Below are 26016 nucleotides of genomic sequence, written 5' to 3'. Positions count from 1 at the left end.
GTTCGCAAGGAGAGTGCTATAGACTAATCGTCGTTATGCTCACTGATGCTTATGTGTTTTGCAATACGCTGTGCAAGTTTGCCGACTTTCAATATATAACGCTGTCTTTCGGTTACCGAAACCGCTCTTCGCGCATCAAGTAGATTAAAAATATGAGATGCCATAACCACTTGATCATAGGCCGGTAATGTTAATCCTTTGTCAAGCAGATCTAAACACGCTCGCTCTTTCTCGTCAAACTGTTGCTTTAATTCGGCAACATTTGCCTGGTCAAAATTATACGCTGATTGTTGTGTTTCGTTTTGATGAAATAGATCGCGATAATAGAGCGGTGGGTCGACCTGATCCGACCAGCACAAACTAAAAGTATTATCAACTTGCTGTAGACTCATAGCCAGACGCTCGACCCCGTAAGTAATCTCACCGGCAACCGGCTTGCACTCTATACCGCCGACCTGCTGAAAATAAGTAAATTGTCCTATCTCCATGCCGTTTAGCCACACCTCCCAGCCAAGGCCCCATGCCCTCAGCGTAGGTGATGCCCAGTTATCTTCTACAAAACGAATGTCGTCTCGCTCGGTGTCAATGCCTAAAGCAGTTAAAGAGTCCAGATATAACTGTTGTATGTCAGACGGCGAAGGCTTTAAGACCACCTGAAATTGATAGTAGTGTTGCAAGCGGTTCGGATTGTCGCCGTAGCGACCGTCAGACGGGCGCCGACACGGCTGCACATAAGCGCATCGCCATGGTTGTGGACCCAGCACCCTCAAAAAAGTTGCTGGATGAAAAGTACCAGCGCCCATTGGAAGATCATAAGCTTGCAATACAGCACAGCCCTGCTCTGCCCAATAATGCTGCAGGTATAACAACATATTTTGAATGGTATTTGATTTTATTGTCATGACGGAGTTCAATAGTTTGGCGCTTATTCTACCAAATCAATTATGGTGAGGATAATGCACAGGCAACTGTGATGCTAGCGCAGTTATGTATAATATAAATGGTAATATAAAGTTTGATAATTACTTGTATGCCATTGTCTTTTCATTTCTTCAGATAGACTGTTTAGTACCGTGAAATTAATTCTGCTCGATCGCGACGGCGTCATTAACCATGACTCGCCGGACTATGTCAAAACACCAGACGAATGGCTACCCATAGAAGGCAGCATAGAGGCTATTGCTCAGCTATATAAAGCCGGCTGGCGTATTTTTGTAGTGTCCAATCAATCAGTTATCGGGCGCCAACTGGCTACGGTCGAGGCGCTGGCTAAGATACACGAAAAAATGCAAAAGCTTTTAATATCCAACGGCGGGCAGATAGATGGATTGTTTTTTTGCCCTCATCATCCAGATGATGATTGTCGCTGCCGAAAACCTAAAACCGGGCTTTTTGAAGATCTCGCAAAGCGAATGAATATCAGCCTAAAGAAAGTACCTTATGTCGGCGACACGATGAATGACTTAAAAGCAGCAAAGAAGATCGGCGCGCAAGCGATTTTGGTGCGTAGCGGACAAGGCGCTACAACCGAAGCTAATTCAAAACTACCTAAAAGCGTACTGGTCTTTGATAATTTAGCCGATGTCGCTAATCATCTTAGGAAACAATCATAATGCGATTGTTGCATAGTCTAGACAGTCTGGATAATTTTAATCACCCATGTGTGGCAACCATAGGTGCTTTTGACGCATTGCATATAGGCCACCAAAGGGTTATACAACAGACTAAAGCGATAGCAAAACAGTATAAACTACCGTCGGCTGTGATTATGTTTGAACCTTTGCCCGGCGAGTTCTTTGCCACCAATGATACTCCTCCTAAACGGATTTACCCTTTGCGTAAACGTATAGAGTTAGTGAAAAGTTTAGATGTTGACTATCTAGTATGCTTGCGTTTTAGTGCGGCTTTGGCGAACTGGACGGCAGCGGATTTCGTGCAACGCGTTATATTAAAAGGGCTATGCACTCGGCATTTAGTCGTGGGAGATGATTTTTGTTTCGGCAAAAATAGAGAAGGAGATTATAATACGCTGTGTGATTATGGCAACCGCTACGGCTTTGAGGTGAGTTGCACGCCTGAGGTGACGGTCGACGATAAGCGCATTAGTAGTACGCGCATACGGCTATTGTTGCTCGCCGGTGAGATTGACAAAGCTAATCGCTTGCTAGGAAGACCTTACAGCGTTGCCGGGCGGGTTGGACAAGGCGATCGGTTGGCAACGCAATTGGGTTATCCTACCGCTAATTTAACTTTTGGGAAACGACAACCTCCTTTGCAAGGGGTTTATGCGGTTTCGGTAAAAATACAAAATGCCGAGCTAATAGGAGTTGCTAACGCTGGCGTGCGCCCGACTGTAGGGGCAACACAATACCGAATAGAAACTCATATTTTTGATTTTTCAAAAGAGTTATATGGACAACGGTTAACCGTTTATCCGCGATATTATCTCAGAGCAGAACAACGATACAATGATACAGCACAACTGAAGGATGCGATATGCAAAGATGTAAGCGCAGCAAAATCGCTGTTAGGAAAACAATAAAATATTACGATGGGAGACTACAAAGACACCTTAAATCTCCCTAAAACAGATTTTCCGATGCGTGCCAGCTTGGCACAGCGTGAGCCGCAAATATTGGCTTATTGGGAGTCTATAGGGCTGTATGACTTAGTTCGTTCGGAGCGACGCGGACGCAAGCAATTTATTCTGCACGACGGGCCTCCTTATGCAAACGGCAGTATACATATCGGACACGCAGTAAACAAAATACTCAAAGACATTATCGTTAAAAGCCGCCTGATGCAGGGATTGGATGTGCCCTATATTCCGGGTTGGGATTGCCACGGCTTGCCTATAGAACAACAAGTGGAGAAAAAATACGGCAAAGCTAAAACCGCCGAAGATCCAGCGCATTTTAGAGAACAGTGCCGGAAGTATGCAAGTAGCCAAATTGAAAAGCAAAAGCGTGATTTTATTCGTTTAGGCGTGTTGGGTGATTGGCAGAATCCGTATCTGAGTATGGATTTTCAGACCGAAGCGAACATACTACGAACGCTGGGTGCATTATTAGTCAAAGGCTATCTGCAGCAAGGACATAAACCGGTACATTGGTGCTTAGAATGCGCCTCATCACTTGCCGAAGCGGAAGTTGAATATGGCGACAAAGTGTCTACCGCGGTAGATGTTGCATTTAGTGTACAGAACAAAGACGACTTAAACAGCAGATTAACACCGGAAATAGACTCTGCGACTAGTGTAGTGATTTGGACTACTACGCCGTGGACTTTGCCAGCCAACCAAGCCGTGGCACTACACCCGAATCTAGATTATGCAGTGGTAAACAACGGTGAGCAAAACTATATCATCGCTGCAGAGCTCGTCGGGCAGTGCTGTGCAAGATACGGGTGGCAAAAAACGACTACGCTTGATATTGTTAAAGGCAAGCATTTAGAAAAACTTATGCTCAAGCATCCGCTGTACGATTATGATGTGCCGGTCGTCATGGGTGACCATGTAACCTTAGAGGCTGGTACCGGCTGCGTGCATATCGCCCCGGCACACGGTGTTGATGACTATTTATTAGGTCAACGCTATGGGCTTGGACATCAAACACCGTTGCAAAGCAATGCAGTGTTTTCCGAAGCTGCAGGATTTCTAGCTGGCTGCCATCTACGCAAATCTGGTACGCCAATTGTTGAGCAGCTTGCCAAGAAACGAAATTTACTGCATAGCTGCGATTATGAACATAGCTATCCTCACTGTTGGCGTCACAAAACCCCGATTATTTTTAGAGCAACACCGCAGTGGTTCATAGCCATGAAAAAGAATGATTTATTGGACCGAGCATCAGCCGCCTGTGATACAGTGCATTGGACTCCCAACTGGGGGCAAGACCGCATTAAGGGCATGTTGCGTGCGCGCCCAGATTGGTGTGTGTCTCGCCAACGTTATTGGGGCGTACCCATTGCATTATTCGTGCATAAAGAAAACGGCACGGTGCATCCGCGTAGTGCCGAGTTTATAGAGCAGATAGCACAGCAGATAGAGCATTGCGGCATAGAAGCGTGGTTTGAATCAGATCATAAAGAGCTGTTGGGAGATGACGCCGATGATTACCGAAAAATCAACGATGTATTGGATGTGTGGTTTGATTCAGGAACTACACACGCCTGTATATTAGATGTACGAGAAGAACTAGCAAGACCCGCCGACCTCTACTTAGAGGGTTCGGATCAACACCGCGGTTGGTTTCAGTCATCATTACTGAGCTCAGTTGCATACAATGGCAACGCACCCTACCTTGGTGTTTTAACACACGGCTTCGTTGTCGACGAGCGCGGTCAGAAAATGTCCAAGTCTAGAGGTAATGTAATCGCCCCACAAGATGTGATTAAACAATACGGTGCTGATATCTTAAGGTTGTGGGTTGCGGCGACCGACTTCAGTGGCGAGATGAACATCTCCGATGAGATTTTGAAACGCATCGTAGACGCCTATCGCCGAATACGCAATACCGCTCGCTTTTTGTTGGCTAATCTATACGATTTTAATCCTGAGCAGGACCAGATAGAACCCAGTGCTATGCTGGCACTGGATAGATGGGCGGTTGCAACAGCCGCAAAACTACAGCGTGAAATACAAAACGATTACCGCAATTATACTTTCCACCACCTGTACCATAGGCTACACAATTTTTGCAATATACAAATGGGTAGCTTTTATTTGGATATCATAAAAGATCGCCTCTACACTATTCATCCGCAGGCCGCGGCCAGACGTTCCGCACAAACGGCAATCTACCATATCGTGCAAGCATTGGCACGATGGATGGCACCGATTTTAAGTTTTACTGCCGAAGAGATATGCAAATCCTTGCCCGGAGAGAAACGACAAACCATTTTTTTAGCCGAATGGTACGATGCGTTGTTTGATTTATCGGACAATGAAATGCTGAGTATGGAGCAGTGGAATCAAATACTAGAAATTCGCGATACCGTGAATAAACAGATAGAGAACTTACGAAAAACCGGCACCATAGGCTCCTCTCTGGATGCCGAATTAAAGCTCTATTGTGATGAAAATGGTTTGCACTTGCTCAAACAACTGGCAGCTGAACTTAAATTTCTGTTCATTGTTTCAAACGCCGAAGCGTATCCGTTGGCACAAGCCCCCGGCGATGCTGTGCAAGCAACCGAGCATCTCAGTATTTTAATATCACCGAGTGGACAAGCAAAATGTGCTAGATGTTGGCAACGATGTGCAGATCTTAAAGAATCAAACTACGGTGCAATCTGCGAGCGATGTTTGCTAAACATCAATCATCAAGGCGAACAACGTATTTATTTATAGAACTAATCGTTATTCATCTTAACATCTTGCTTCACTGCAGTAGCATCTAGATGATCTTTGTTGACCCTCTCTCTTTATGGGTGACTAGCAAATTGTGGGTGACTAGCAAAGAAATTATATCTAGGCATCAGTAGGCCTGCGGTGGTATTAAAAATCGGATATCTGTACTTTTTGTTGGCAGTATAACTCCCAGATTAGATACGATATGGATTAGTATGGGATATGCTACTTATGATAGAATAATCTGTCTATTGGACGATGCGGGGTGGAGCAGCTTGGCAGCTCGTCGGGCTCATAACCCGGAGGTCGCAGGTTCAAATCCTGCCCCCGCAACCATTAGTATTATGCATCTACTATGAAGAGCACTGTGATATGGAACTGACTTTCTTGCAAAGCAAATTACATCGCGCCTGTGTCACTGGAACTGAAGTTAACTACGACGGTTCGTGCGCAATAGATTCCGATTTGATGGCTGCCGCTGGCATCCGCGAATATCAGCAAATAGAGATTTATAACTTGCGCAATGGAGACCGCCTGACAACTTATGCGATCAGCGCCGCTGCCGACAGCCAGACTATAGAGTTAAACGGCGCAGCTGCTTATCGCGGCATAGTCGGCGATCGGATTATCATCTGCACTTATGTGCAACTCTGCGAAGCCGAGGCTAAAAAGCATAAACCTACATTAGTCTATTTAGATAAACACAACCGGATTGTCAAAATCAATTCCGCTAGCATGCGCCCGCAGTTATCGGCGCTCGCCGATTAAGCAAGTAGCCTATCAACCAGTGTTGCGCATCCCAGATGCGATTGCACTCATCGAACGCAATACAAGTTCCATATACTGATTTTCATCATCAGATGAGCCATTCGTTTGTTGAATTTGTCGGTATTTTTTCAGTAGCATGATCTGCAAATAATTAATCGGCTGTATATAAGGTTCTCGCCTTTGTATTGAAAGCATCAGAGAACTCTGATGTGCCAATAACTTATCGCAACCACTGACCTGTAGTACATAATCAACGGTCTTGTAATACTCAGTTTTAATAATTTTGAGTATCCGCATCGCACTTTCTTGGTCAACGCATAAACCGGCGTATTGCTCGGCAATACTCATGTTTGCTTTAGATAATGCCATTTGCATATTTTCCATTAAGCTATGGAAAAAAGGCCACTCGCTGTAAAGTTTCTGTAGCTTGCGCATATTGTCGGCGTGCTCGTTTACGAAATCCTCAAGTGCACTGCCGATGCCAAACCACGCCGGTAGAGTATGACGAGACAAAGACCAGCCAAACACCCAAGGTATTGCGCGTATAGATTGGCGAGAACGATCGGTGCTACGACGATGTGACGGCCGAGAACCTATATTCATTTGACCGATTTCAACCACCGGAGTTGCTTCGTAGAAGTAATCCAATATACCGTCGGTATGGTCTATCAGTTGGCGATAATAACGTTCGCCGCTGTCGGATAGCTTAGCCATAATTTCTAAATAGGTTTGCTCATCTCTGGGTTTGAACGACAGATCAAAAGAATGCGATATAGCCAAATGCTGACTTGCCTTGATTAACCCGGCAATCGCAGTAGATAAGTGATAAACGGCAGCCTCTCTTTTACTATACTTATACGACAATACTTCGCCTTGTTCAGTAATTTTAATTTGACCGTTCACGGTGCCCGGCGGCTGTGATGTAATTGCCTCATAAGTAGGCCCGCCGCCGCGCCCTATAGTTCCACCGCGCCCGTGGAACAAGCGACAGGTAACTCGGTATTTAATCATCAATCCGATAATGCTCTTTTGCGCTTGATACAACTGCCATTTAGATGCCAGTATGCCACCGTCTTTGCACGAGTCGGAATAGCCCAGCATGACTTCTTGTAAGCCACCAGAAGACTGCAAAAGTTTATTGTAGACCGGATTACCGAATAGATCTTCGAGTATGTCTTTAGTGCGGGCTAAATCGTCTATGGTTTCAAATAACGGTGAAACACTGATATTGCAATATCGTGTGCCATCCGCTTTTTGTCCAACTAAACCATTAATTTTTGCCAACAAAACAACCTCTAATACATCACTGGCGTTATGCGTCATAGACACGACATAGTTGCCGATAACTTTAGGGCTGATTTCTTCTTGTGCTTGCACCATACATTCAAAGACTTGCAAAATACGCTTGGTATCCTCACTCAAGCGACTCTGATCTATTTCTAGGGCGACATCACTGCCAATTTTTTCACTCAAATAATCGGCTTTTTGGGTGGCATTCATTGACGAGTAATCGGAACACCCCCATTGTTTGGCAATCTCCGCGACTGCTCCAGTATGCTGTTTAGACTCATCTCTTATATCCAATCGTGCCAGATAAAAGCCAAAAGTTTCAACTAAGCGTATCAAATCTTTTAATTCGGCATCGGCAACAATACGATCACCGTGGTAAGACAAAGATTCATACATAGATCTCAGGTCGTCAAGCAGTTCGTATTCGTGTTGATAGGCATATTCACGGTCATTAGCATGCACCTGCTGTGCTTTTATTAAGCGCAATTTACACCGTAAACGATAAAGCACAATAGATAATTTACATCTGTATGGTTCTTTGGCGAAATTATAGCCGGTATCTTGGTACGCTTTTTCGACGATACCATCTTCTTTATCTTTGCGTTGGTTGAGTATAAAATTCTCCGATAAATTCACCATATTAATTGAATGTGTTAACACACCTATCAGGTGCTCAACACAATCAATATAGTGCTCGAGTATCATCACAGATTGTAATTGTACGGTGTGCTTAGTCACCGACGGTGTTACATATGGATTGCCATCCCTATCACCACCGATCCATGAGCCAAAATTAATAAAGCTGGGAATTATAATTTCCTCGTTGGGATAAACTTCAGCAACTGCCGCTTCTAGCATACGATATACTTTAGGAATGGTGTCGAATAATGATGTCTTATAGTAATAAAGCCCGTTGCTAACCTCTAATGCAACACTTGGCTTGCTCAAACGCACCTCGTCGGTCTCCCATAATATCCGTATATCGTTGCGTAGCTTCTGTGCCCAGTATTCTCTCTCTGCTCTTTCCTCTATGCTGTGGGGGCGCTTTTCCATTTGCTTCGCAGTTTCGAAAATACGCTTTTGCAGCTGCATAATCGTGCGTCGGGTTGCTTCGGTCGGATGCGCAGTGAACACCGGTATATACTCGAGTTTATTGAAAAGTTTCTGCACATCGGCGGCTTTTACGCCAGCATCCTTAAACGACGACAACACTGCAATAGGCGTGCCGCTACCCAAACCCATTGCTCCAGTAGACGAGATCCGATGATGAACATTTTTATATTCGCTAATCTCCTCAGCGATATTTGCCAGATTAAAATAAGTAGAGAAAGCTCGTATAATCGTGAACGCCATATCCGGTTGTAGCGCATTGATTAGTGCAATAATGTCTTGGGCTTTCTTATCGTTACGCTTGCTGCTCAGACTTATGAAGCCCTTGCGTAGTGTTTCAATAGTATTGAATGTACGCTCATTGCTACTTTCTTTGATAATATCGCCTAGTATTTTGCCCAGTAACTTAACTCGGGCACGGAGATAACGATCGTCGGATGCTAAAAATGTCATGGTAAAAGACCGATTAAACTGCTTATTCTATCAGACAACAAATCGTTACTGATATAACGCACAACCTCTGTTAGTAGCGAGGTAAATTATTATTACGGTAGTTTTCAATTGGCTTATGTGGAAATGAACGCCAAAACCGCTAATTAAGTTATTTGCTTTATCACACATAAGAATTAAAACGAGACGGCAGACCTGGGTGGCGATGTATGTAATTATTCTATGACGCAAGTTCAAAAATCGCTGTATATCACAGAAACTGTTATTATAGATTTTTCATATTGCTAGGTGCTATACAACACCAAAAACTACTACAACAGGTGATTGCAAGATGATTCGGCATATATTGTCAAACTAGGTTTGACCAGACGATTCACGATAAGCAAAATCGCTTATCAAATTATCTATATAATTCCCTGGGCTAGACAGTAGCCTTCTTCGATTTAGTAGCGTTTTTTATACTGCATTATAATTATGATGTAGACTATATTACTAAGCATATTCTAAACGAGACTACAGTAAATAAAATAAAAGGAATTTTATGCGCGAGAAGATTTTAATTATCGTATTACTATTTATCTTTTGGCTGGCGCTTTCTGGCCACTTTGAATATTTAATTGTGTTGCTTGGTGCCGTTTCAGCAGTAATCGTTACATATTTATCGGCGCGTATGCGATTGGGAGGAATCGGCGAACACCGACTGTTGTTTTACCTCAAGCTAACGATTTATATTATCTGGTTGACATGGAAGATCATCCTAGCGAATGTGCAAGTCGCTTATAGGATACTGCATCCACGCTTACCTGTAGAACCCCAGTATCTTCAAATAAAACTTGCCGGCGATACACCGCTGTTCCATTTAATACACGCAAACTCTATTACGCTTACGCCTGGTACGATCAGTGTAGATATAAAAGACGGCATCATTCATGTGCATGCGCTGAGTAATGCAAACATTGGTGATCTACTAAAAGGGGAAATTGCCGATAAGATATTATGGCTGCAAGGAAAACGCAATGGCTGAAATGATCATCTTATCGTTATTGTTTGCGATGTTCCTGATTTTATTGCATGCTGGTTTTTCTAAGCATATTTTTGACCAAGTGCTCACTATCAACACTTTTGGCACGATTACGATACTATTGATTGTCGGCATTGGGTTACTATCGGGACGCGAGTACTTCATCGACATCGCACTTTTGTATGCACTGGTTAACTTCGTTAGCATGATTGCTTGGTTGAGACTGTTTAAGAAGAAGGGGCAGGGTTGGCTAGCGTTTTTTAACAATATCAGGAGGCGCCTTTCCAATGATTGAAATATTAAGCTGGTCGTTTGCTGTAGTCGGTGCGCTCTTCGTAGTTATTGGCGCCTTAGGAATACTGCGTTTGCCCAATTTTGAAACCCGCGCACACGCCGCCAGTCTGGTCGATGTATTAGGTGCATCGTTGATTATTATTGCGGTCGTTTTGCAGTACGGTTGGTCTATCGTCTCGTTAAAACTTTTTTTAATAATACTATTTTTAGTGACGACTTCACCCGTTGCGATCTATGCGTTGTTTAATATCTACTTATCCGAGACCACCGAATAATGATGGATTATATCCCACTACTTATTTTGTTACTGCTCGTAGGCACTGCGTTTATCGTTGCCATCACCAACAATTTGTTCTCAGTTGCTTTTTTGTCGAGTATCATCAGTCTGTCGGCAGCGGCGCTCTATATGTCTTTGAGTGCCCCAGATGTAGCTTTCACCGAAGCTGCCGTAGGCGCTGGAATCGGCACCATCCTTTTGTTAATAACAATTGGCGCAGTAGGTGAACAGCGTGCCTACGCTGCATCCAGAAAAATCCCGGCGCTCGCTTTATCGCTAGTTATCGGCGTTTTGATTTACTACTCTATGGTTGATTTACCATTGTTGGGTGATGGCGATATAGCACTGCACGCTTATGTCGCGCATTATTATTTAGAGCACGCTATGGTAGATGTCGGCAAACCAAATGTAGTGAGCGCCGTGCTAGCGAGCTATCGCGGCATGGATACATTAGGAGAAGTTGCAGTTATATTCACTGCTGGTGTCGGCGTATTGATCATGCTAGGTAATCATATCAGGGGAATGAAGCCATGATGATTAAACACAATCCCATCATTAGGGAAACCACATACACTTTGGTGCCGACCATACTACTCTACGGACTCTATGTGCAATTTCACGGTAACTACGGACCTGGCGGTGGGTTCCAAGCTGGGATGATATTCACTATTGGCTTAGTATTGTATGCTTTCACCTTTGGTGTCGAAAGCGCGCGTCGCGTTATCTCTATGCAGACTGCGCAGATACTAGCAAGTTTAGGTATTGGCATCTACATTTTAGTGGGTTTTGCTGGTCTATTGATGGGCGGAGAGTTTCTGAATTATTCGGTGCTGGCAACACAGCCCCTCTCTGGTCAACACGCTGGTGTGTTATTGATTGAGCTAGGAGTAGGCATTACTATCGTTGGGGTTGTGATGTTGATTTTCTATCTGTTGATGGCGGAAGTGGATGAGTAACTGTGGACGCCTCACTACAACCCTATATACACTTATTAATTACAACGCTATTCGTTATTGGGCTTTATATCACGATAGCTTATGACAACCTAATTAAAAAAGTAGTCGGTGTCGGCATAATGCAGACTTCGGTTTTTATCTTTTATATTTCGGCGAGTGCGGTGGTAGGCGGTAGCGCACCGTTGTTGTCAGCAGATTACGATGTTTATGCAAATCCGCTACCGCATGTGCTGATACTAACTGCTATCGTTGTCAATGTCTCTATCACCGCAGTGGCGCTTACGCTGATTGTTAAAATCAAAAAATCCTGTGGCAGTTTGAGTGAAAACACGATTTCCAAGTATAGTACTTTAAGTTAAAACGGCTTTTCATAATTTAATATGCTCAGGCACATCCCCGTATTAGTCGTCGCATTACCGTTATTATGCGCACCGCTATGTCTGTTGCTACGCAACAACAAATTCCTCCATATTTTATCTCTACTGGTTGGCACTTTCTCAGTCATTGCTTGTGCGTGGATGTTGATATACGCCAGCACTACGGGTGACCTAAGCTACTATCTCGGCGGATGGATACCGCCGTTTGGCATCGCCTATAAGATCGATGTTCTGAGCGCACTGATTGCCTTTTTATTGAGTATCATTTTCTTATTTGTATTTCTTTATATACCACGCAGTTTTGCTGCCGAGCTTGCCGACCGACACCGCTATCCTATTTATAGTGCGTTATTCATCTCGCAATCGGGTTATACCGGTGCTGTCGTAACCGACGACTTATTCAATATTTATGTGTTTTTAGAAATGGCATCGCTCGCTGGCTACGCATTAACTGCAGCCAAGGGCAAACCCAATGATCTCATCGCAGCTTATCAGTACCTGATTCTAGGCACTGTGGGGGCAATATTTTTATTACTCGGCATCGGCTATTTGTATGTCTTGTCTGGCACGCTTAATCTTAGTGATTTATCGCTGCGGTTATCGACTTTGTTAGACACGCCGGCTGGACTGGCAGCCTTGGTTTTTATAATCATCGGCTTATTGCTTAAGAGTGCGGTATTCCCTCTGCATTTTTGGCTGCCTCGGGTTTATACTTACGCGCCGTCGGCAATCAGCGCATTATTCTCTGGTATCAGCAGTAAAGTTGCGCTGTACTTGCTGATTCGTTTTTATTTCGATACTTTTGGCGGTTCTGCGTTCTCCGATCATATAGACACTATCTTACTAATCCTAGGTAGCCTATCCATCTTATTTGGTTCATTCGTTGCCTGTCGGCAAAAACACATCAAAAAGATGATGGCTTATTCGAGCATTGGGCAACTGGGTTATATCATTGTTGGCGTAGGCTTACTGAGCTCAGCAGGGGTGAGCGCAGCGCTCATCAATCTATTTAATCATGCGATTATCAAATGCATGCTATTTTTGGCTTTAGGTTGCGTAGTTTATAGAATGGGAAATTGTACGCTTTTAGAACTGCGCGGACTGTCCAAGCAGATGCCGTGGACAGCGGCAGCACTGGTTATCGGCGGCTTGAGTTTAATCGGCATGCCTCTGACATCAGGCTTCATAAGCAAGTGGTATTTAATCACTGCAGCACTACAGGCGAATGTTTGGTTGATTGTAATCGTTGTATTGACTGGTTCTTTGCTGAGCCTTATTTATGTATGGCAATTGATAGCGGCCACTTATTCTGAAGGAAGCAAAGCAACCCAAGTTAAAGAAGCACCGCTTAGCATGACTATTGCCGTTTATGCATTAGCCGCTATTACCATTTACACCGGCGTGCAACCCGCTTGGCTGACTGAGATTTGCGCCGCTGTAGGCAACACATTATGGGCACAATTATGACTGCGGGTGCATTATTGCTTTGTCTTGCAACGCCTTTCGTGGCTGCGTTGCTGATCTTGTTAAACCACAAAAGGCCGACTTTGATTAATACTGTCAATACCGTTGCACCGTTTATCTCGCTGCTCGCATTGATATGGCTGGCATCACTCTATAACCCTGCGGCCGACTTTAAGGTCACCCTACTGGATATCGTCGGCAATATCGGCATCACTTTTTCAGTGGAGCCTTTGGGATTGATATTTGCCGGCTTGGTCTGCGTACTGTGGCCAGTGAGTTCGTTATACGCAATGACTTATATGTATCAGAATAATCTGCCGCGCACCACACATTTCTTTGCCTGCTACAGCCTGGCGATAGGCAGTGCCTTAGGCATTGCCTTTGCCGATAACTTACTGACTCTTTTTATCTTCTACGAGATACTGAGCTTTAGCACCTATCCGTTAGTCGTCCACAGCCGTACTAGCGAAGCACTGAAAGCCGGATGGCTTTATTTACTGACACTGGTCGGCGCATCGGCATTATTTTTGCTCACTGCGATTATCTGGATAGGCTATGTTGCTGGGAGTTTAGATTTTGAAAAAGGCGGCATATTACCGGGCTATACCAGTGCTATGGAAACTACCATTCTGTTATTGCTGGTCGTGTTCGGAACCACCAAAGCTGCAATTATGCCGTTACACCGTTGGTTGCCGAGTGCTATGGTCGCACCAGTGCCGGTCAGCGCCTTACTCCACGCAGTCGCAGTGGTTAAAGCTGGTGTTTTTACAATAATGAAAATCGTGGTTTATACCTTCGGAGTAGATACTCTAACGGGTATCAATACCGACTGGTTAGTTTATCTTGCCGGCTTTACGATTCTGGCAGCTTCGGTGATTGCCCTGAAGCAAGTGCAGTTGAAAAAGCTATTGGCTTATTCAACGATCAGCCAGCTTTCTTATATTATTCTAGGTGTCGCCATATTGCACCCGCTAGCATTGTCTGGCGCAGCACTGTATATCGTCGCCCACGGCTTTGCCAAAATAACATTGTTCTTTGCCGCCGGTGCAATTTATACGGTAAAAGGCTTTAGTCGTATCCGCGAACTTGACGGTATCGGGCACACGATGCCATGGACGATGGGGCTATTCACGATTTCCTCACTCTCTATTATCGGTATGCCACCGTTGATCGGATTTACTAGCAAATGGTTTTTATTGGAAGGTGCCGTTGCCTCCGGTAGCTATGTTGCCATTGTAGTGCTAGTAACTGGTAGTGTGCTGAGTGCTGCCTATTTGTTGCCAATCATTCATCGAGCTTTTTTTAGACCTAGATTGAGTTTAGACAATGATGAAGCGCCGCTGGTCATGCGAATTGCTATGCTCGTGCCAACACTTACCTGCGTGTTGCTATTCTTTTATAGCGATCAAATTATTGCGTTGATCGGAGGTTTATTATGAAGAAACTATGGCATCGTAATGTACGCTCGCTGCTACTTATTTTGTTGATAGTCGGCGCACTATTATTGGTTATAGAGGGCTGGCTCGGCACTGCAACGGTAAAGATGACTGGATTCTACGCATTAGCAGGCTTTGTAAGTTTTATTGCGTTGATATTAATCGCCTTACTCATCGCGAAAGTCATAAAAAGAAAGGATACTTATTATGACTCTTGATTGGCTCATGTCACCAGGTCTGATATTAATCGGCGGAGCTGTCTTTGCCGGCTATTTGAAAACATCAAGCAGGGTTGTCCTATTGCTACTTCCGTTACTGTGCTTGGCAGTGGTTTGGCTAGGCAAAGACTATGTCTCTGCTACGCTTATGAGCTATCAGTTAGTCGTTGTTCAAAAGAGTGATTTAGGGTTACTCTTTGCAACTACTTTCTCAGTGATAGCATTTGGCGGACTGTGGTTCGCATTCAAGCAAGCTGCGCGCACCGAACTGTCAGGCGCTCTACTATATGCAGGTAGCGCGATTAGTCTAGTATTGTGCGGTGACTTCATTACCTTTTTTATATTCTGGGAACTCATGGCAATCGGTTCTACGATGATTTTGTTCTCGTCGCCGATGGCAGCATCTTTTAATGCGACAATGCGCTATGCCTTAATACATTTATTATCAGGAATGATATTGTTGGCGGGCATTATCGGTTTAATTTGGCAAAGTGGCGATGCATCTTTGCGCGCGCTTGAGCTGTCATCAGTCTACGAGTGGATGATCTTGGCTGGCTTTCTCATCAATGCCGGCGCACCACCGCTGTCTGCGTGGGTTGCCGATGCCTATCCTGAAGGTAGCGTAAGCGGCAGCGTATTTTTATCGGCGTTTACCACCAAATCGGCAGTGTTTGCTCTGCTAGTTGTATTTGCCGGTAACGCAATTTTAATTCCTATTGGCATCTACATGATGTTTTACGGCATCATTTACGCCTTATCGGAAAACGATATGCGCAGGATACTCGCCTATAGCATCGTCAATCAGGTCGGTTTTATGATCACCGGTGTCGGTATTGGTAGTGAGATGGCAATCAACGGTGTCGCTGCGCACGCCTCGGCGCACATCATCTACAAAGGACTGTTGCTGATGTCAGTAGGTGGTGTGCTATACGCAACAAATCAAAGAAAGTGCTCTGAGCTTGGCGGACTAAATCGGGTCATGCGTTTGACTATGATCTGTAGCGTAATCGGCGCAATCTCTATTTCAGCAGTGCCGTTAACCTCAGGTTTTGTTGCAAAATCCCTGATTAGCGAGGCCGCACAGCAAGCGGAAATGATCTGGGTGTGGGGTGCTCTGCTGGCAGCATCCGCAGGCGTATTCCTTCACGCTGGCATTCCGTGGTTCGTGTTTTTTCAAAACAAACCCCAGCGCCGTCAAGTATTGGAAGTACCCAGTAATATGAAAGCGGCAATGGTTTTTCTCTCCATCCTATGTATAGCGATGGGTGTGTTCCCCCAACAATTCTATCAACTACTGCCCTATCCGGTTGATTATCAGCCCTATACTTTAGCGCATCTGCTCTCGCAATCGCAGTTCTTAGTATTTGCCATGATTGCATTCTTTTTAATGCTCCCGTTGCTCAAACGTACGCCAACTATCACTCTAGATACCGACTGGCTATACCGTCGCTTACCAATATGCCTACAACACTACTTAAAACCCACTTATCTGCGCATAGAAAAAATCGGCTGTAGAATATATGCACACGGACTAGCTATCGCAAAGAGCAGGCAGCCACATATAAATACCATTGGGCGCGACATATCGACCACAACGCTGATAATCGTGCTGGGAATAACGCTGTCTATCTTACTAGCAATTTATTATCTCTGAACAGCTCTAAGCATCTGATATGCTATAGCTTGTAGTGCTTGTAGTAGTGTAATTTTTATATGCCTACTCGTAGAAGAAATATTAAGGCACTTATAAAATCTCTCTTTGATTAGTCGTAGCTAAAGTCACTACTATTTGCATGCCGTATATTAAATTATAAAGTGTGGTGCAGTAGCCGGTGCTGTTTGCCGTGCTATACTTGAACTGATAATTAATCTGATAAATTAAGGAGTATAACTATGGCAATGAAATATTTTGCAAATGCTAAGGAGAAAGAAATTAAGTCTTTGGGCATAGATGGAATAAATGCGTTCTTGGAAGACACGGTGTCTTCAAATAATGCAACATCACCGATTACCGCAGGATTTTTTAGAATGGAAGCAGGCAATCCACTTGAATACACTTACAGTTATGACGAATGTAAAATTATGCTTGACGGAGAAATGACTATTTCGGAAGAAGGTGGCAAGAGCGTTCACCTAAAACCCGGCGATGTCGTTTATTTTGACACTGGAACAAAAGTAGTTTTTTCATCGGCGACTTCCGGCACTGCCTTTTATGTCGGACAAAGAAAACAAGGCGTGCTATAAAGTTTCTATCGTAGCGCTCAACAAAACTTTGTTTTGTATCTCAGAGAAGACAGTTTAGCGTAAAAGCCGGCCGGCGTACCATACGCACATACAGTAGTGCGCTATGCCTTACTCACAGCTTGGCATGCACATTCTTTCTATAGCCTCGGCTACTTCGGCAAGGTTCGCTTCGTCTATGTGTTGCAGTTGTATTTTTGTATCAGTGTTTTGATAGCGCTTAAAATTCTTTTTCATTGAACGAGTATAAAAAGGATCGTAGTACGAAACCAATAGATCTTCAACCAGTTCGGTTAACTTTCCTTCACTATGTAATGACAACCAGTGGGTTATTTTTTTCTTGCCCGCATATGCGGTCAATTTTTCTACGGCTTGTTTGAATAATTCCGAGTTTTTTAAAAAGTGGCGATATTCCGAACTTAAGAAGGATACTCGCGATGCAAGCGATGCTTCGACACGCAGACATTGTCCTCTATGCATCGCATCTAGCAAAACCGTAGGAAGTTGAATGCGACCGATTTTAGGGCTTTCGGCTTCAACATAGACTACCTGTTTAGCATCAAAAGCCATCATCGCACTGCACAACCGACTCTCAAAATATTTTTGCGAAGGTTGTGTGCCTTCAGTAGGTTCACCCAGTACTGAGCCTTTATGATTTGCGATATCCTCTAAGTCAAGCACTTGTTTTGATTGTTTACGCAATGCGTTTAGTAGCTTAGTTTTACCTACACCAGTGGGACCACACAACACTGTGAAATGCAGTTGATTTGCCAGTTCGGATATTTTTGCTATGACTCTATTGCGGTAGGCTTTATAGCCTCCGGGTAATTGTTGCGCACGCCAGCCTATGTCGCTTAGAACATGCACCATCGCCGCGCTACGGGTGCCACCGCGCCAGCAGTAAACTAAGGGTTGCCATCCTTCGCTCTTATCGCTAAGGTGTTCTTTGATATGTGCAGCGATATGTTCTGCGACTAAAGCTGCGCCTTGTTTTTTTGCCTCAAAGTGTGAGACTTTTTTATATAATATGCCAACGCGGGCGCGTTCTGCATCGTCTAACACCGGAAAATTAACAGCAGCCGGCAAATGGTCAAGAGCGTACTCTGCGGGAGAACGTACATCTAGAATATCGTCAAAATACGCCAGTTGTTCGAGTGTCCAATTCTCTGCTAACTTAAACATGACTAAAAACTTCAAATTAACGGCATTATCTCACGGTGGCGGTTGCGGTTGCAAAATTTCTCCAGCGATCCTTGGTAAATTACTCAATCGCATGCCCTCGCTGTCCACCTCACGACTATTACTCGACCACACCACTTCGGACGATGCAGCACTTTATCGCCTCAGTGCAAATAGTATCTTGGTTACGACCACTGATTTTTTTATGCCCATAGTAGACGACCCCTTTGACTTCGGCTGCATTGCCGCGGCCAACGCATTGTCGGATATCTATGCAATGGGTGGCAAACCTATATTGGCATTGAATATACTGGGTATGCCGATGGCAAAAGTGGCAGTAGAAACTATCGATAGAATATTGACCGGCGGACGAACAATCTGCGAGCGCGTTGATGTTGCCATAGCCGGCGGACATTCTATCGATTGCCAGGAACCTTTTTACGGTCTTTCAGTTTGTGGCACCGCACATCCTAATCATATAAAAAGGAATAGTACGGCACAAGCCAACGATGTTTTACTATTGGGTAAACCGCTTGGGATAGGTGTCTTAGCAACCGCTTATAAACAGGGAAAACTAGATCAATCAGGATATAAAACCTTGATCAATTATGCCAGCCAACTCAACAGCGTAGGTGGCGAACTGGCACGGCTAAAAGCGGTGCACGCAATAACTGATGTTACCGGTTTCGGTCTATTGGGACACTTATTAGAGATATGCAAAGCATCAAAACTGCAGGCTGTGCTTAATGTCGATGATATTCCATTGCTAAGTCAAGCAGTAGATCTGGCAACAAATGGCATCACTGCAGGAGCTGCTCTGCGCAACTGGGAGAATTGCCGAAATGATACCTCCCTATCCGATAAAGCAAAGACCATTAAAGCACTATTGACTGACCCTCAAACCAACGGTGGGTTGTTGGTTGCTTGTGCGCCGAAAGCAGCGCCGCAAGTGCAAGACTTATTCGTGCGAAACGGGTTTGAGCAAGCAACAGCTATAGGTCTATTGAATAACCTAGGGAGCAAAAAAATCACCGTCGTATAGGTCATGTATAGATCGGCAACGACACTGCCTCTACAGCTTTATACTAATGTATAATAACAATTCATAATATTGTCATACAAAAAATGTTAGTTTCTATAGTCCTATGAGTATCTCCGCTGTTGTTCTTGCGGCCGGGAAAGCCCGACGGATGGGGGGGGTGAGACCTAAAGCACTCTATAAACTCGGCGGCGAACCGCTCATTTTCCATGTCATCCGAGAAATTCAAAAAATCAAGGGTATACAGCTACATATAGTCGTAGGTTTCGGTGGCACGCAAGTCCAAGAAGCAGTCTCTTGCCATTTTAAGGAGTTGCATAATATACATTGGCATCAACAAGCTGAGCAACTCGGCACCGCCCACGCAGTCTCACAAGCACTACCGACTATCGCTAACCACGAACAAGTAATCATTGCGTATGCCGATATGCCATTCATCAATGCAGCAAATTATCGTGCGCTATTAGATATACAAAAACAACACGATGTCGTTTTCATGTCAGCAATGCTAAAAGATCCGACCGGATACGGACGGATATTGCGCACCGACGGCGGTGAAGTCGCACGTATTATTGAGCAAGCCGATGCTTCGGTTGATGAATATAAAATTAAAGAAGTTAATCTAGGCATTATGGCAAGCCAATCACAGACTCTAAATAAATTGATCAAAGAAATTAAAAATGATAATAAACAACACGAATACTATTTAACCGATTGCATACAGCTAGCGGTTAACAACAACTTGAAAATAGGCACTTGCGAATTACCGGAAACTTGGCGGGCTAGCGGTATCAATACGCTTGCACAATATACTGTAGCGGAGCGTCTGCTACAGCGCGCACGAGTATCGGAATTGATAGCAAGAGGAGCGATTGTCCGAGACACCAACCGCTTGGATGTACGCGGAAAAGTGCAACTGGGACAGGATGTCGTCTTTGATGTAGGTGTAGTGCTTGAGGGAGAAATAGAACTCGGCGATCGTGTTGAGGTAGGAGCTTATAGCGTATTAAAGGATGCTAGTATCGCAGCAGACACGATGGTTAAGCCGTTCTCTTATATAGAAGGCGCACATATAGGCAAGAGCTGTATCGTCGGTCCGTATGCCAGAATACGCCCCAATACTCGGATAGGTGATGATAATCGTATTGGTAACTTCGTCGAGATTAAAGAGACCACAACGGGTGCCTACACCAAAGTCAACCACTTAAGCTACATAGGGGATAGCGATATAGGCTCACAAGTTAACATAGGTGCCGGCACCATTACTTGTAATTACGACGGTGCCCAAAAACATCGTACACGCATCGGCGACGATGTGTTCGTAGGTTCGGACACTCAAATTGTCGCACCAGTAGAGATAAGTTCTAAGGCTACCATTGGTGCTGGTTCAACGATTACCCGCGATGTACCAGCCGATAAATTAACATTATCTCGGTGCCAACAGACTACCGTCACAGGCTGGAAACGACCAAGCAAGAAATCAAAATAATGTGTGGAATAGTCGCTGCCATTGCCGACTCCGATGTGAGCAGTGTGTTAGTGGACGGGCTATTGAGACTGGAGTATCGTGGTTATGACTCGGCTGGCATTGCGGTGTTGAGCGATAACACTGATATACCTGTACAACGAGTGCGCTGCCTAGGCAAAGTGGCCAAACTGCAGGAAGCACTGATATCTTCGCCGTGCCATAGCAATATCGGCATAGCGCATACTCGTTGGGCTACTCACGGTGCCCCTGATGAGGCTAATGCACACCCGCATATTTCCGACAATCGTATCGCTATTGTCCACAACGGTATCATAGAAAACTACGAAGTTTTGAAAGAAGCACAGCAAGTCGCAGGGTTTGAGTTTCACTCAGAAACCGACACTGAAGTCATTGCGCATCAGATTATATTTTATCTGCGAGAAAACGATGATTTACTGAATGCCATATCAAAAACCATAAACGACCTTGAAGGAGCTTATAGCTTGGCGGTGCTGGATGCGCAAAATCCGCAGCATATCGTGTTGGTGCGAGAAGGCAGTCCATTAGTCATTGGTATCGGAGAAAATGCCAACTATGCGGCTTCCGACATCCAAGCGCTAACATCCGTCACCCAAACTTTTGTGCATCTGGAAAACGGCGATATAGCAGAAATTAGAAAAGATGCAGTGCATATATTCAATAATCACCTACAAGCTGTTGAACGCAAACATCGCTCAATATCTTTGCAGTCGTACGATAACGAACTAGGCGAATACAGCCATTACATGAAAAAAGAGATATATGACCAGCCTCGCGTCATCGCCGATACCCTCGAAGGTCGTTTATTGGATAACAACATACCGGACGACATTATTTCCTCCAACGCTAACGAATTTCTTGATAGTGTTCAGCATATACAAATTGTCGCCTGTGGGACTAGCTACCATGCCGCCTTAGTTGCACGCTACTGGCTGGAAGAGTTTGCGCATCTGCCGTGCAATGTAGAAATTGCTAGCGAGTTCCGCTACAGACACCACTTTGTCCTCCCAAATACCCTATTTATCGCCATTTCTCAATCGGGCGAAACCGCCGATACCCTAGCCGCATTACAGATTGCCAAACAGCATAATTATCTTAAAACATTGGCTATTTGCAATGTCGCCGAAAGTTCTCTTACCCATGAGGTCGATGAAATACTGATGACCCACGCCGGCGCCGAGATAGGAGTGGCTTCAACCAAGGCCTTCACCACTCAATTAACCGTTTTGCTTTTATTAACCATACTATTAGGTAAGCGGTCGTGCTTAAGCAAAGAAATGATCACTGATCTGGTCCACCAACTACGCAACCTCCCCTCGCGTTTAGAACAAATACTCGGTTGTGAAAAAGAAGTATGCTTATTGGCAAAACAGTACTCTGACAAACATCACGCATTATTTTTAGGACGCGGATTGCATTACCCAATCGCTATGGAAGGTGCGCTTAAAATGAAAGAAATATCGTATATACACGCCGAGGCTTATGCCGCAGGGGAGCTCAAGCACGGCCCGCTAGCACTGGTGGATTCCGATATGCCGGTGGTTGCAGTTGCCCCTAACGATCGCCTATTATCTAAACTAAAATCCAATCTGAAAGAAGTGCGCGCACGGGGCGGTCGTTTGCATGTCTTCGCCGACCACGGCTGTAGCTTTCAATCGGATGAAGAGGAGTCCTTGCAACTTATACGGATCAATGCCTCAGAAAACGCGGTTGCCCCTATTCTATTTACCATCCCCTTGCAGCTGCTGGCTTACCATACGGCACTATTGAAAGGCACCGACATAGACCAACCTCGCAATCTCGCTAAATCGGTTACCGTTGAGTAACTAGATATTGCAGCGACACCCTCATCTCAGGCTAACCGCGACTAAAATTTGCGTAGCAAAAACAAATACTCGCAATGCTTGCCACTTTCGTTTACCCAGTCATTTGTCCACCGCATATTTGCCATAACATTTCTTTTATAGTTTATTTCGGTAAACTCTAAAAGAGTGCCAGCCGCTTTTATAATATGGTTTAATTCTTCTTTCGTAGTTCTGCCGCCGGAACTATACGACAATAGTATATAGCGAGCTTGAGTTTGTTCTATCAATCTATAGAGTGCTTTCATGGCAATGTATTTGTCGTCTTGGTCTTTTCTGAACTCCTCGAATAGAGAACTACACGCTAAATCTTTGCTATCGGTTCGCCGATTGGCTTTACCAAAAACATCTGGTTTGTCGTGTTTGATAATCGTCGTCCATAGATGATAATAAGCGGCATAGCGGACGCGGCTAGGCGGCATTTTCTCATTGTTAGAACCATACGGTGGATCTAAGTAAGCAAGATCGTATTCGTCGTTTTTCACAATATTGAAAATATCGTCGCGGAGAACACGGTGTTTTCCGTTATGTCGAAAACGTGCAGGCAGTTTGAGTATCAGGTCGTTGTACGAACGCGGCGACCATTCGGCTAAGTACGATGCATAGTGACCCAATGTGCTATCGACACGGTCAAGGGCATAGATTAGGCTTGTGAGTACAACGCATTTATCCTCCCAAGCTAGGTTTAATGTTTCTATTTCATCACGCACTGCATCAAGTTTTCTGGTGTTTTTCGCTTGAAAAGGCTTTTTGCTACCGCTTGTCTCTGCCCCATATTTTTCGGTATACCAACCATCGTAGCCGTTTAAGTTATTTAAGTGAGCAAGTATATCTTGATAAAAAGTATCGTCTTTTTTTGATTTAAGGTAGCAGGTAGCAAAGACTTCCGACCATACTGCCACATCGTTTGCGGTCACTTGGTAGTCCTGCTGCACGAATGCTTGCGAGACACGGGTTGACCCGCTAAACCCGTCTAACACTTTACGCACATTATTTAATTGACTGATTATAGCAATGATATAAGGCAGAATTTTCAACTTTGAACCGACATACTTTATTCCTTGGGTATTCGGTGTGGTAGCAAAAGATGTGTTCGGAAGGCTTAATTGCTCAGTAGTCATTTTGTTTGCTTCAGGCTTTCAATATCTTCCTGTAGAAGTTTACTGAATATAATTAACAATCATAGCTGGAGAGAAAATCATATTTTTTTATGAGCGAATTAATTTTTTCTTTATGTTGGTTAGACCACTCAGGTTTAAATTCACTTTTAGTCGGTTTATTAACAACGCGCGAAGCGCAGGCATTGATATAATCAGCTGAAGTGGAAACCTTTAGAAAGTCGCAAAGTCTGGTGATTTGTAGTTTAGGATTCGCAATCAGATCTTCATTTCTGCAGATAAACACATCATTAGAATCTATCTGCTCAAGGATTTTTTGGTTCCATTCGCATACTTCTGAGATGGATTCGATAGCCTCATCCATAGAACCGTCATACCATTGCTGTGCGGCGGAAGCAACGGTATCATATAAATCACGAGTAATGAGGATAAATTTCAGCGAGATTTTATTATCTTCAAGTTTGCTTCTTAAATTTTTTAAGAAACTGGTGTTGGCTAGAATATTAATATCTCTTGCACTATTTTTATTTCCTATTACATGTAATTTTTGGAAACGCCCTTGGTATTGCCCAGTAATATAGACATAACGCTCTTCCCTAGGGTAACCTCTTCTATTATGTTCCAGTTTATTTTTATCAAAAGAAATTTTCCAAGATAGATATCTATATCTGTCTATCTTTAAAAGAAAATTGAATAATTTATATTGCCAATTTGGCAGTTCCACATATCTATCATTAATTTGCAAGAAGGTTTTTAACTCTGCTTCGTCAGTCATTACAATATTAGGATGTGCATTTAAAACCATCGTTCTTAAATCCTTAAAATGGTCTGCTTTGGGTTTGTATAAGAAACGGGTATAGAGAAGCAGTAAGTCATTAGAAGATACTCTATATCGATTCCTAAGATAAGAAGGCCTGAGATAATGTAACTTAGCCGCTCGTTTAAGTCTATTTTCCATTTAATAAGTACTATACCTAATTTATTGTTCTATAGCTTGACCTGCGCACTCGCACTGAATTTATGGAACTTATTAAAAAGTCCATATAAGTTGAAGTTTTAATCCAAATATACCTAGAGAAGGGGCAATATCTCTGAATATGATTAACAATCATAGCTAGAGAGAAAATCATATTTTTTTATGAGCGAATTAATTTTTTGTTTATGCTGGTCAGACCAATCAATTTTAAGTCTACTATTAGTCGGTTTATTAACAACGCACGAAGCGCAGGTATTGATATAATCAGCCGAAGCGGAAACCTTTAGAAAATCGCACAATCTGGTGATTTGTAGTTTAGGATTCGCAATCAGATCTTCATTTCTGCAGATAAACACATCATTAGAATCTATCTGCTCAAGAATTTTTTGGTTTCGTTCGCATAATTCTGCGAAGATTTTGATAGCCTTATCCAAAGAACCACCATGCCATTGCTGCGCGGCGGAAGCAATGTTGTCATATAAATTGCGAGTGATGAAGATAAATTTCAGCGAGATTTTATTATCTTCAAGTTTGCTTCTTAAATGTTTTAGTAAACTCGTGTTGGCTAGAAGCTTAATATCTGTGTGATTATTTTTATTTCCTATTACATGTAATTTTTGGAAACGCCCCTGGTATTGGCCAGGAACATATACATAACGCTTTTCCCTAGTGCCACTTCTTCTAATATGTTCCATTTTATTTTTATAAGTAGAAATTTTCCAAAGTAGATATCTATATCTGTCTGTCTTCAAAAGATAATCGAATAATCTATATTGCCAATCTGGCAGTTCTATATATCTATTATTAATGTCCGAGAGGTTTCTTAACGCATCTATATTTTTATTAGAAGAAATTTTCCAAGAGAGATAACCATACCTGTCTATCTTCAAAAGATAATTGAATAATTTATATTGCCACTTTGACAGTTCTATATATTTATTATTAATGTTCAAGAAGGTTTCTAACTCACCTTCGTCGGTCATTACAATATTAGGATGTGCAGTTAAAAGGAAGCCGATAATTGACGAACCTGCTGCGAGAGAACCAATGGATAGTACCATCGTTCTTAAATCCTTAAAATGG

Annotated in this window: 24 protein-coding genes and 1 tRNA gene; 19 read left to right on the top strand and 6 right to left on the bottom strand. The window is 43.6% G+C overall.

Annotated elements, in window-relative coordinates:
- Positions 1-23: 23 nt before the first annotated feature.
- Positions 24-902, bottom strand: a complete 879-nt coding sequence (gene glyQ / locus GDA45_03280; GenBank protein MBC6413943.1) for a glycine--tRNA ligase subunit alpha — start codon at positions 900-902, stop codon at positions 24-26.
- Between the two features lie 171 nt (positions 903-1073).
- Here glyQ and gmhB point away from each other — a divergent pair, with 171 nt between their 5' ends.
- The 5 genes from gmhB (at position 1074) to GDA45_03255 (ending at position 6118) form a co-directional block, all read left to right on the top strand.
- Positions 1074-1613 (top strand): D-glycero-beta-D-manno-heptose 1,7-bisphosphate 7-phosphatase, encoded by a 540-nt coding sequence (gmhB, locus tag GDA45_03275; protein MBC6413942.1) that lies wholly within the window; start codon positions 1074-1076, stop codon positions 1611-1613.
- A complete protein-coding gene (gene ribF, locus GDA45_03270; GenBank protein MBC6413941.1) occupies positions 1613-2542 on the top strand; it encodes a bifunctional riboflavin kinase/FAD synthetase in 930 nt (309 codons plus the stop codon). The genes gmhB and ribF overlap by 1 nt, the downstream gene beginning before the upstream one ends.
- A 9-nt stretch (positions 2543-2551) precedes the next feature.
- Positions 2552-5350, top strand: coding sequence for an isoleucine--tRNA ligase (gene ileS, locus GDA45_03265; GenBank protein MBC6413940.1), 2799 nt, complete (start codon positions 2552-2554; stop codon positions 5348-5350).
- Between the two features lie 259 nt (positions 5351-5609).
- Positions 5610-5686, top strand: a tRNA-Met gene (locus GDA45_03260).
- Positions 5687-5722: 36 nt separating this feature from the next.
- Positions 5723-6118, top strand: coding sequence for an aspartate 1-decarboxylase (locus tag GDA45_03255; GenBank protein ID MBC6413939.1), 396 nt, complete (start codon positions 5723-5725; stop codon positions 6116-6118).
- Positions 6119-6130: 12 nt separating this feature from the next.
- On the opposite strand, the gene ppc is transcribed toward GDA45_03255, so the two are convergent.
- Entirely contained in the window at positions 6131-8971 is a 2841-nt protein-coding gene (gene ppc, locus GDA45_03250; protein MBC6413938.1) for a phosphoenolpyruvate carboxylase, read from the bottom strand.
- A 538-nt stretch (positions 8972-9509) separates the two neighbouring features.
- Between ppc and GDA45_03245 the strand changes: the two genes are divergently transcribed.
- The 11 genes from GDA45_03245 (at position 9510) to GDA45_03195 (ending at position 17255) form a co-directional block, all read left to right on the top strand.
- Positions 9510-9992, top strand: coding sequence for a Na+/H+ antiporter subunit E (locus tag GDA45_03245; GenBank protein MBC6413937.1), 483 nt, complete (start codon positions 9510-9512; stop codon positions 9990-9992).
- On the top strand, positions 9985-10284 hold the full coding sequence (locus GDA45_03240) for a hypothetical protein (GenBank protein ID MBC6413936.1): 300 nt from the start codon (positions 9985-9987) through the stop codon (positions 10282-10284). The genes GDA45_03245 and GDA45_03240 overlap by 8 nt, the downstream gene beginning before the upstream one ends.
- A complete protein-coding gene (locus tag GDA45_03235; GenBank protein MBC6413935.1) occupies positions 10277-10558 on the top strand; it encodes a monovalent cation/H(+) antiporter subunit G in 282 nt (93 codons plus the stop codon). The genes GDA45_03240 and GDA45_03235 overlap by 8 nt, the downstream gene beginning before the upstream one ends.
- Positions 10558-11094, top strand: coding sequence for a DUF4040 domain-containing protein (locus GDA45_03230; protein ID MBC6413934.1), 537 nt, complete (start codon positions 10558-10560; stop codon positions 11092-11094). The genes GDA45_03235 and GDA45_03230 overlap by 1 nt, the downstream gene beginning before the upstream one ends.
- 2 nt (positions 11095-11096) lie before the next feature.
- Positions 11097-11516, top strand: a complete 420-nt coding sequence (locus GDA45_03225) for a Na(+)/H(+) antiporter subunit B (protein MBC6413933.1) — start codon at positions 11097-11099, stop codon at positions 11514-11516.
- A 2-nt stretch (positions 11517-11518) separates the two neighbouring features.
- Complete coding sequence (locus tag GDA45_03220) at positions 11519-11875, top strand: cation:proton antiporter subunit C (protein MBC6413932.1); 357 nt, start codon at positions 11519-11521, stop codon at positions 11873-11875.
- 21 nt (positions 11876-11896) lie between these two features.
- Positions 11897-13360, top strand: a complete 1464-nt coding sequence (locus tag GDA45_03215; protein MBC6413931.1) for a monovalent cation/H+ antiporter subunit D family protein — start codon at positions 11897-11899, stop codon at positions 13358-13360.
- Positions 13357-14796, top strand: coding sequence for a monovalent cation/H+ antiporter subunit D family protein (locus GDA45_03210; protein ID MBC6413930.1), 1440 nt, complete (start codon positions 13357-13359; stop codon positions 14794-14796). Before GDA45_03215 ends, GDA45_03210 begins: the two co-directional genes overlap by 4 nt.
- Positions 14793-15011 carry a hypothetical protein gene (locus GDA45_03205; GenBank protein ID MBC6413929.1) on the top strand — a complete coding sequence of 73 codons (219 nt, stop codon included), beginning with the start codon at positions 14793-14795 and terminating at the stop codon, positions 15009-15011. The genes GDA45_03210 and GDA45_03205 overlap by 4 nt, the downstream gene beginning before the upstream one ends.
- Complete coding sequence (locus GDA45_03200; GenBank protein MBC6413928.1) at positions 15001-16665, top strand: Na(+)/H(+) antiporter subunit D; 1665 nt, start codon at positions 15001-15003, stop codon at positions 16663-16665. The genes GDA45_03205 and GDA45_03200 overlap by 11 nt, the downstream gene beginning before the upstream one ends.
- Before the next feature lie 239 nt (positions 16666-16904).
- Complete coding sequence (locus GDA45_03195; GenBank protein ID MBC6413927.1) at positions 16905-17255, top strand: DUF861 domain-containing protein; 351 nt, start codon at positions 16905-16907, stop codon at positions 17253-17255.
- Positions 17256-17363: 108 nt separating this feature from the next.
- On the opposite strand, the gene mnmH is transcribed toward GDA45_03195, so the two are convergent.
- Entirely contained in the window at positions 17364-18434 is a 1071-nt protein-coding gene (gene mnmH, locus GDA45_03190) for a tRNA 2-selenouridine(34) synthase MnmH (GenBank protein MBC6413926.1), read from the bottom strand.
- Between mnmH and selD the strand changes: the two genes are divergently transcribed.
- The 3 genes from selD to glmS all read left to right on the top strand — a co-directional run bounded on the left by selD (position 18433) and on the right by glmS (position 22803).
- A complete protein-coding gene (gene selD, locus GDA45_03185) occupies positions 18433-19473 on the top strand; it encodes a selenide, water dikinase SelD (protein MBC6413925.1) in 1041 nt (346 codons plus the stop codon). The genes mnmH and selD overlap by 2 nt on opposite strands.
- 103 nt (positions 19474-19576) lie before the next feature.
- Positions 19577-20959, top strand: coding sequence for a bifunctional UDP-N-acetylglucosamine diphosphorylase/glucosamine-1-phosphate N-acetyltransferase GlmU (gene glmU / locus GDA45_03180; protein MBC6413924.1), 1383 nt, complete (start codon positions 19577-19579; stop codon positions 20957-20959).
- Positions 20959-22803 (top strand): glutamine--fructose-6-phosphate transaminase (isomerizing), encoded by a 1845-nt coding sequence (gene glmS, locus GDA45_03175; GenBank protein MBC6413923.1) that lies wholly within the window; start codon positions 20959-20961, stop codon positions 22801-22803. Before glmU ends, glmS begins: the two co-directional genes overlap by 1 nt.
- Before the next feature lie 41 nt (positions 22804-22844).
- Here glmS and GDA45_03170 read toward each other — a convergent pair whose 3' ends face one another.
- The 3 genes from GDA45_03170 to GDA45_03160 form a co-directional block, all read right to left on the bottom strand.
- The gene (locus tag GDA45_03170; protein MBC6413922.1) at positions 22845-23960 is read right to left on the bottom strand and encodes a DNA adenine methylase; all 1116 of its coding nucleotides are present in this window, start codon (positions 23958-23960) and stop codon (positions 22845-22847) included.
- 52 nt (positions 23961-24012) lie between these two features.
- On the bottom strand, positions 24013-24915 hold the full coding sequence (locus GDA45_03165) for a sulfotransferase domain-containing protein (GenBank protein MBC6413921.1): 903 nt from the start codon (positions 24913-24915) through the stop codon (positions 24013-24015).
- Between the two features lie 143 nt (positions 24916-25058).
- Positions 25059-25994, bottom strand: coding sequence for a sulfotransferase (locus GDA45_03160; protein ID MBC6413920.1), 936 nt, complete (start codon positions 25992-25994; stop codon positions 25059-25061).
- Positions 25995-26016: the final 22 nt, after the last annotated feature.

This window comes from Chromatiales bacterium, assembly GCA_014323925.1.
In the GTDB taxonomy this organism is placed as follows: domain Bacteria; phylum Pseudomonadota; class Gammaproteobacteria; order Poriferisulfidales; family Oxydemutatoraceae; genus SP5GCR1.
This window is presented reverse-complemented; position numbering and strand designations above follow the sequence as displayed.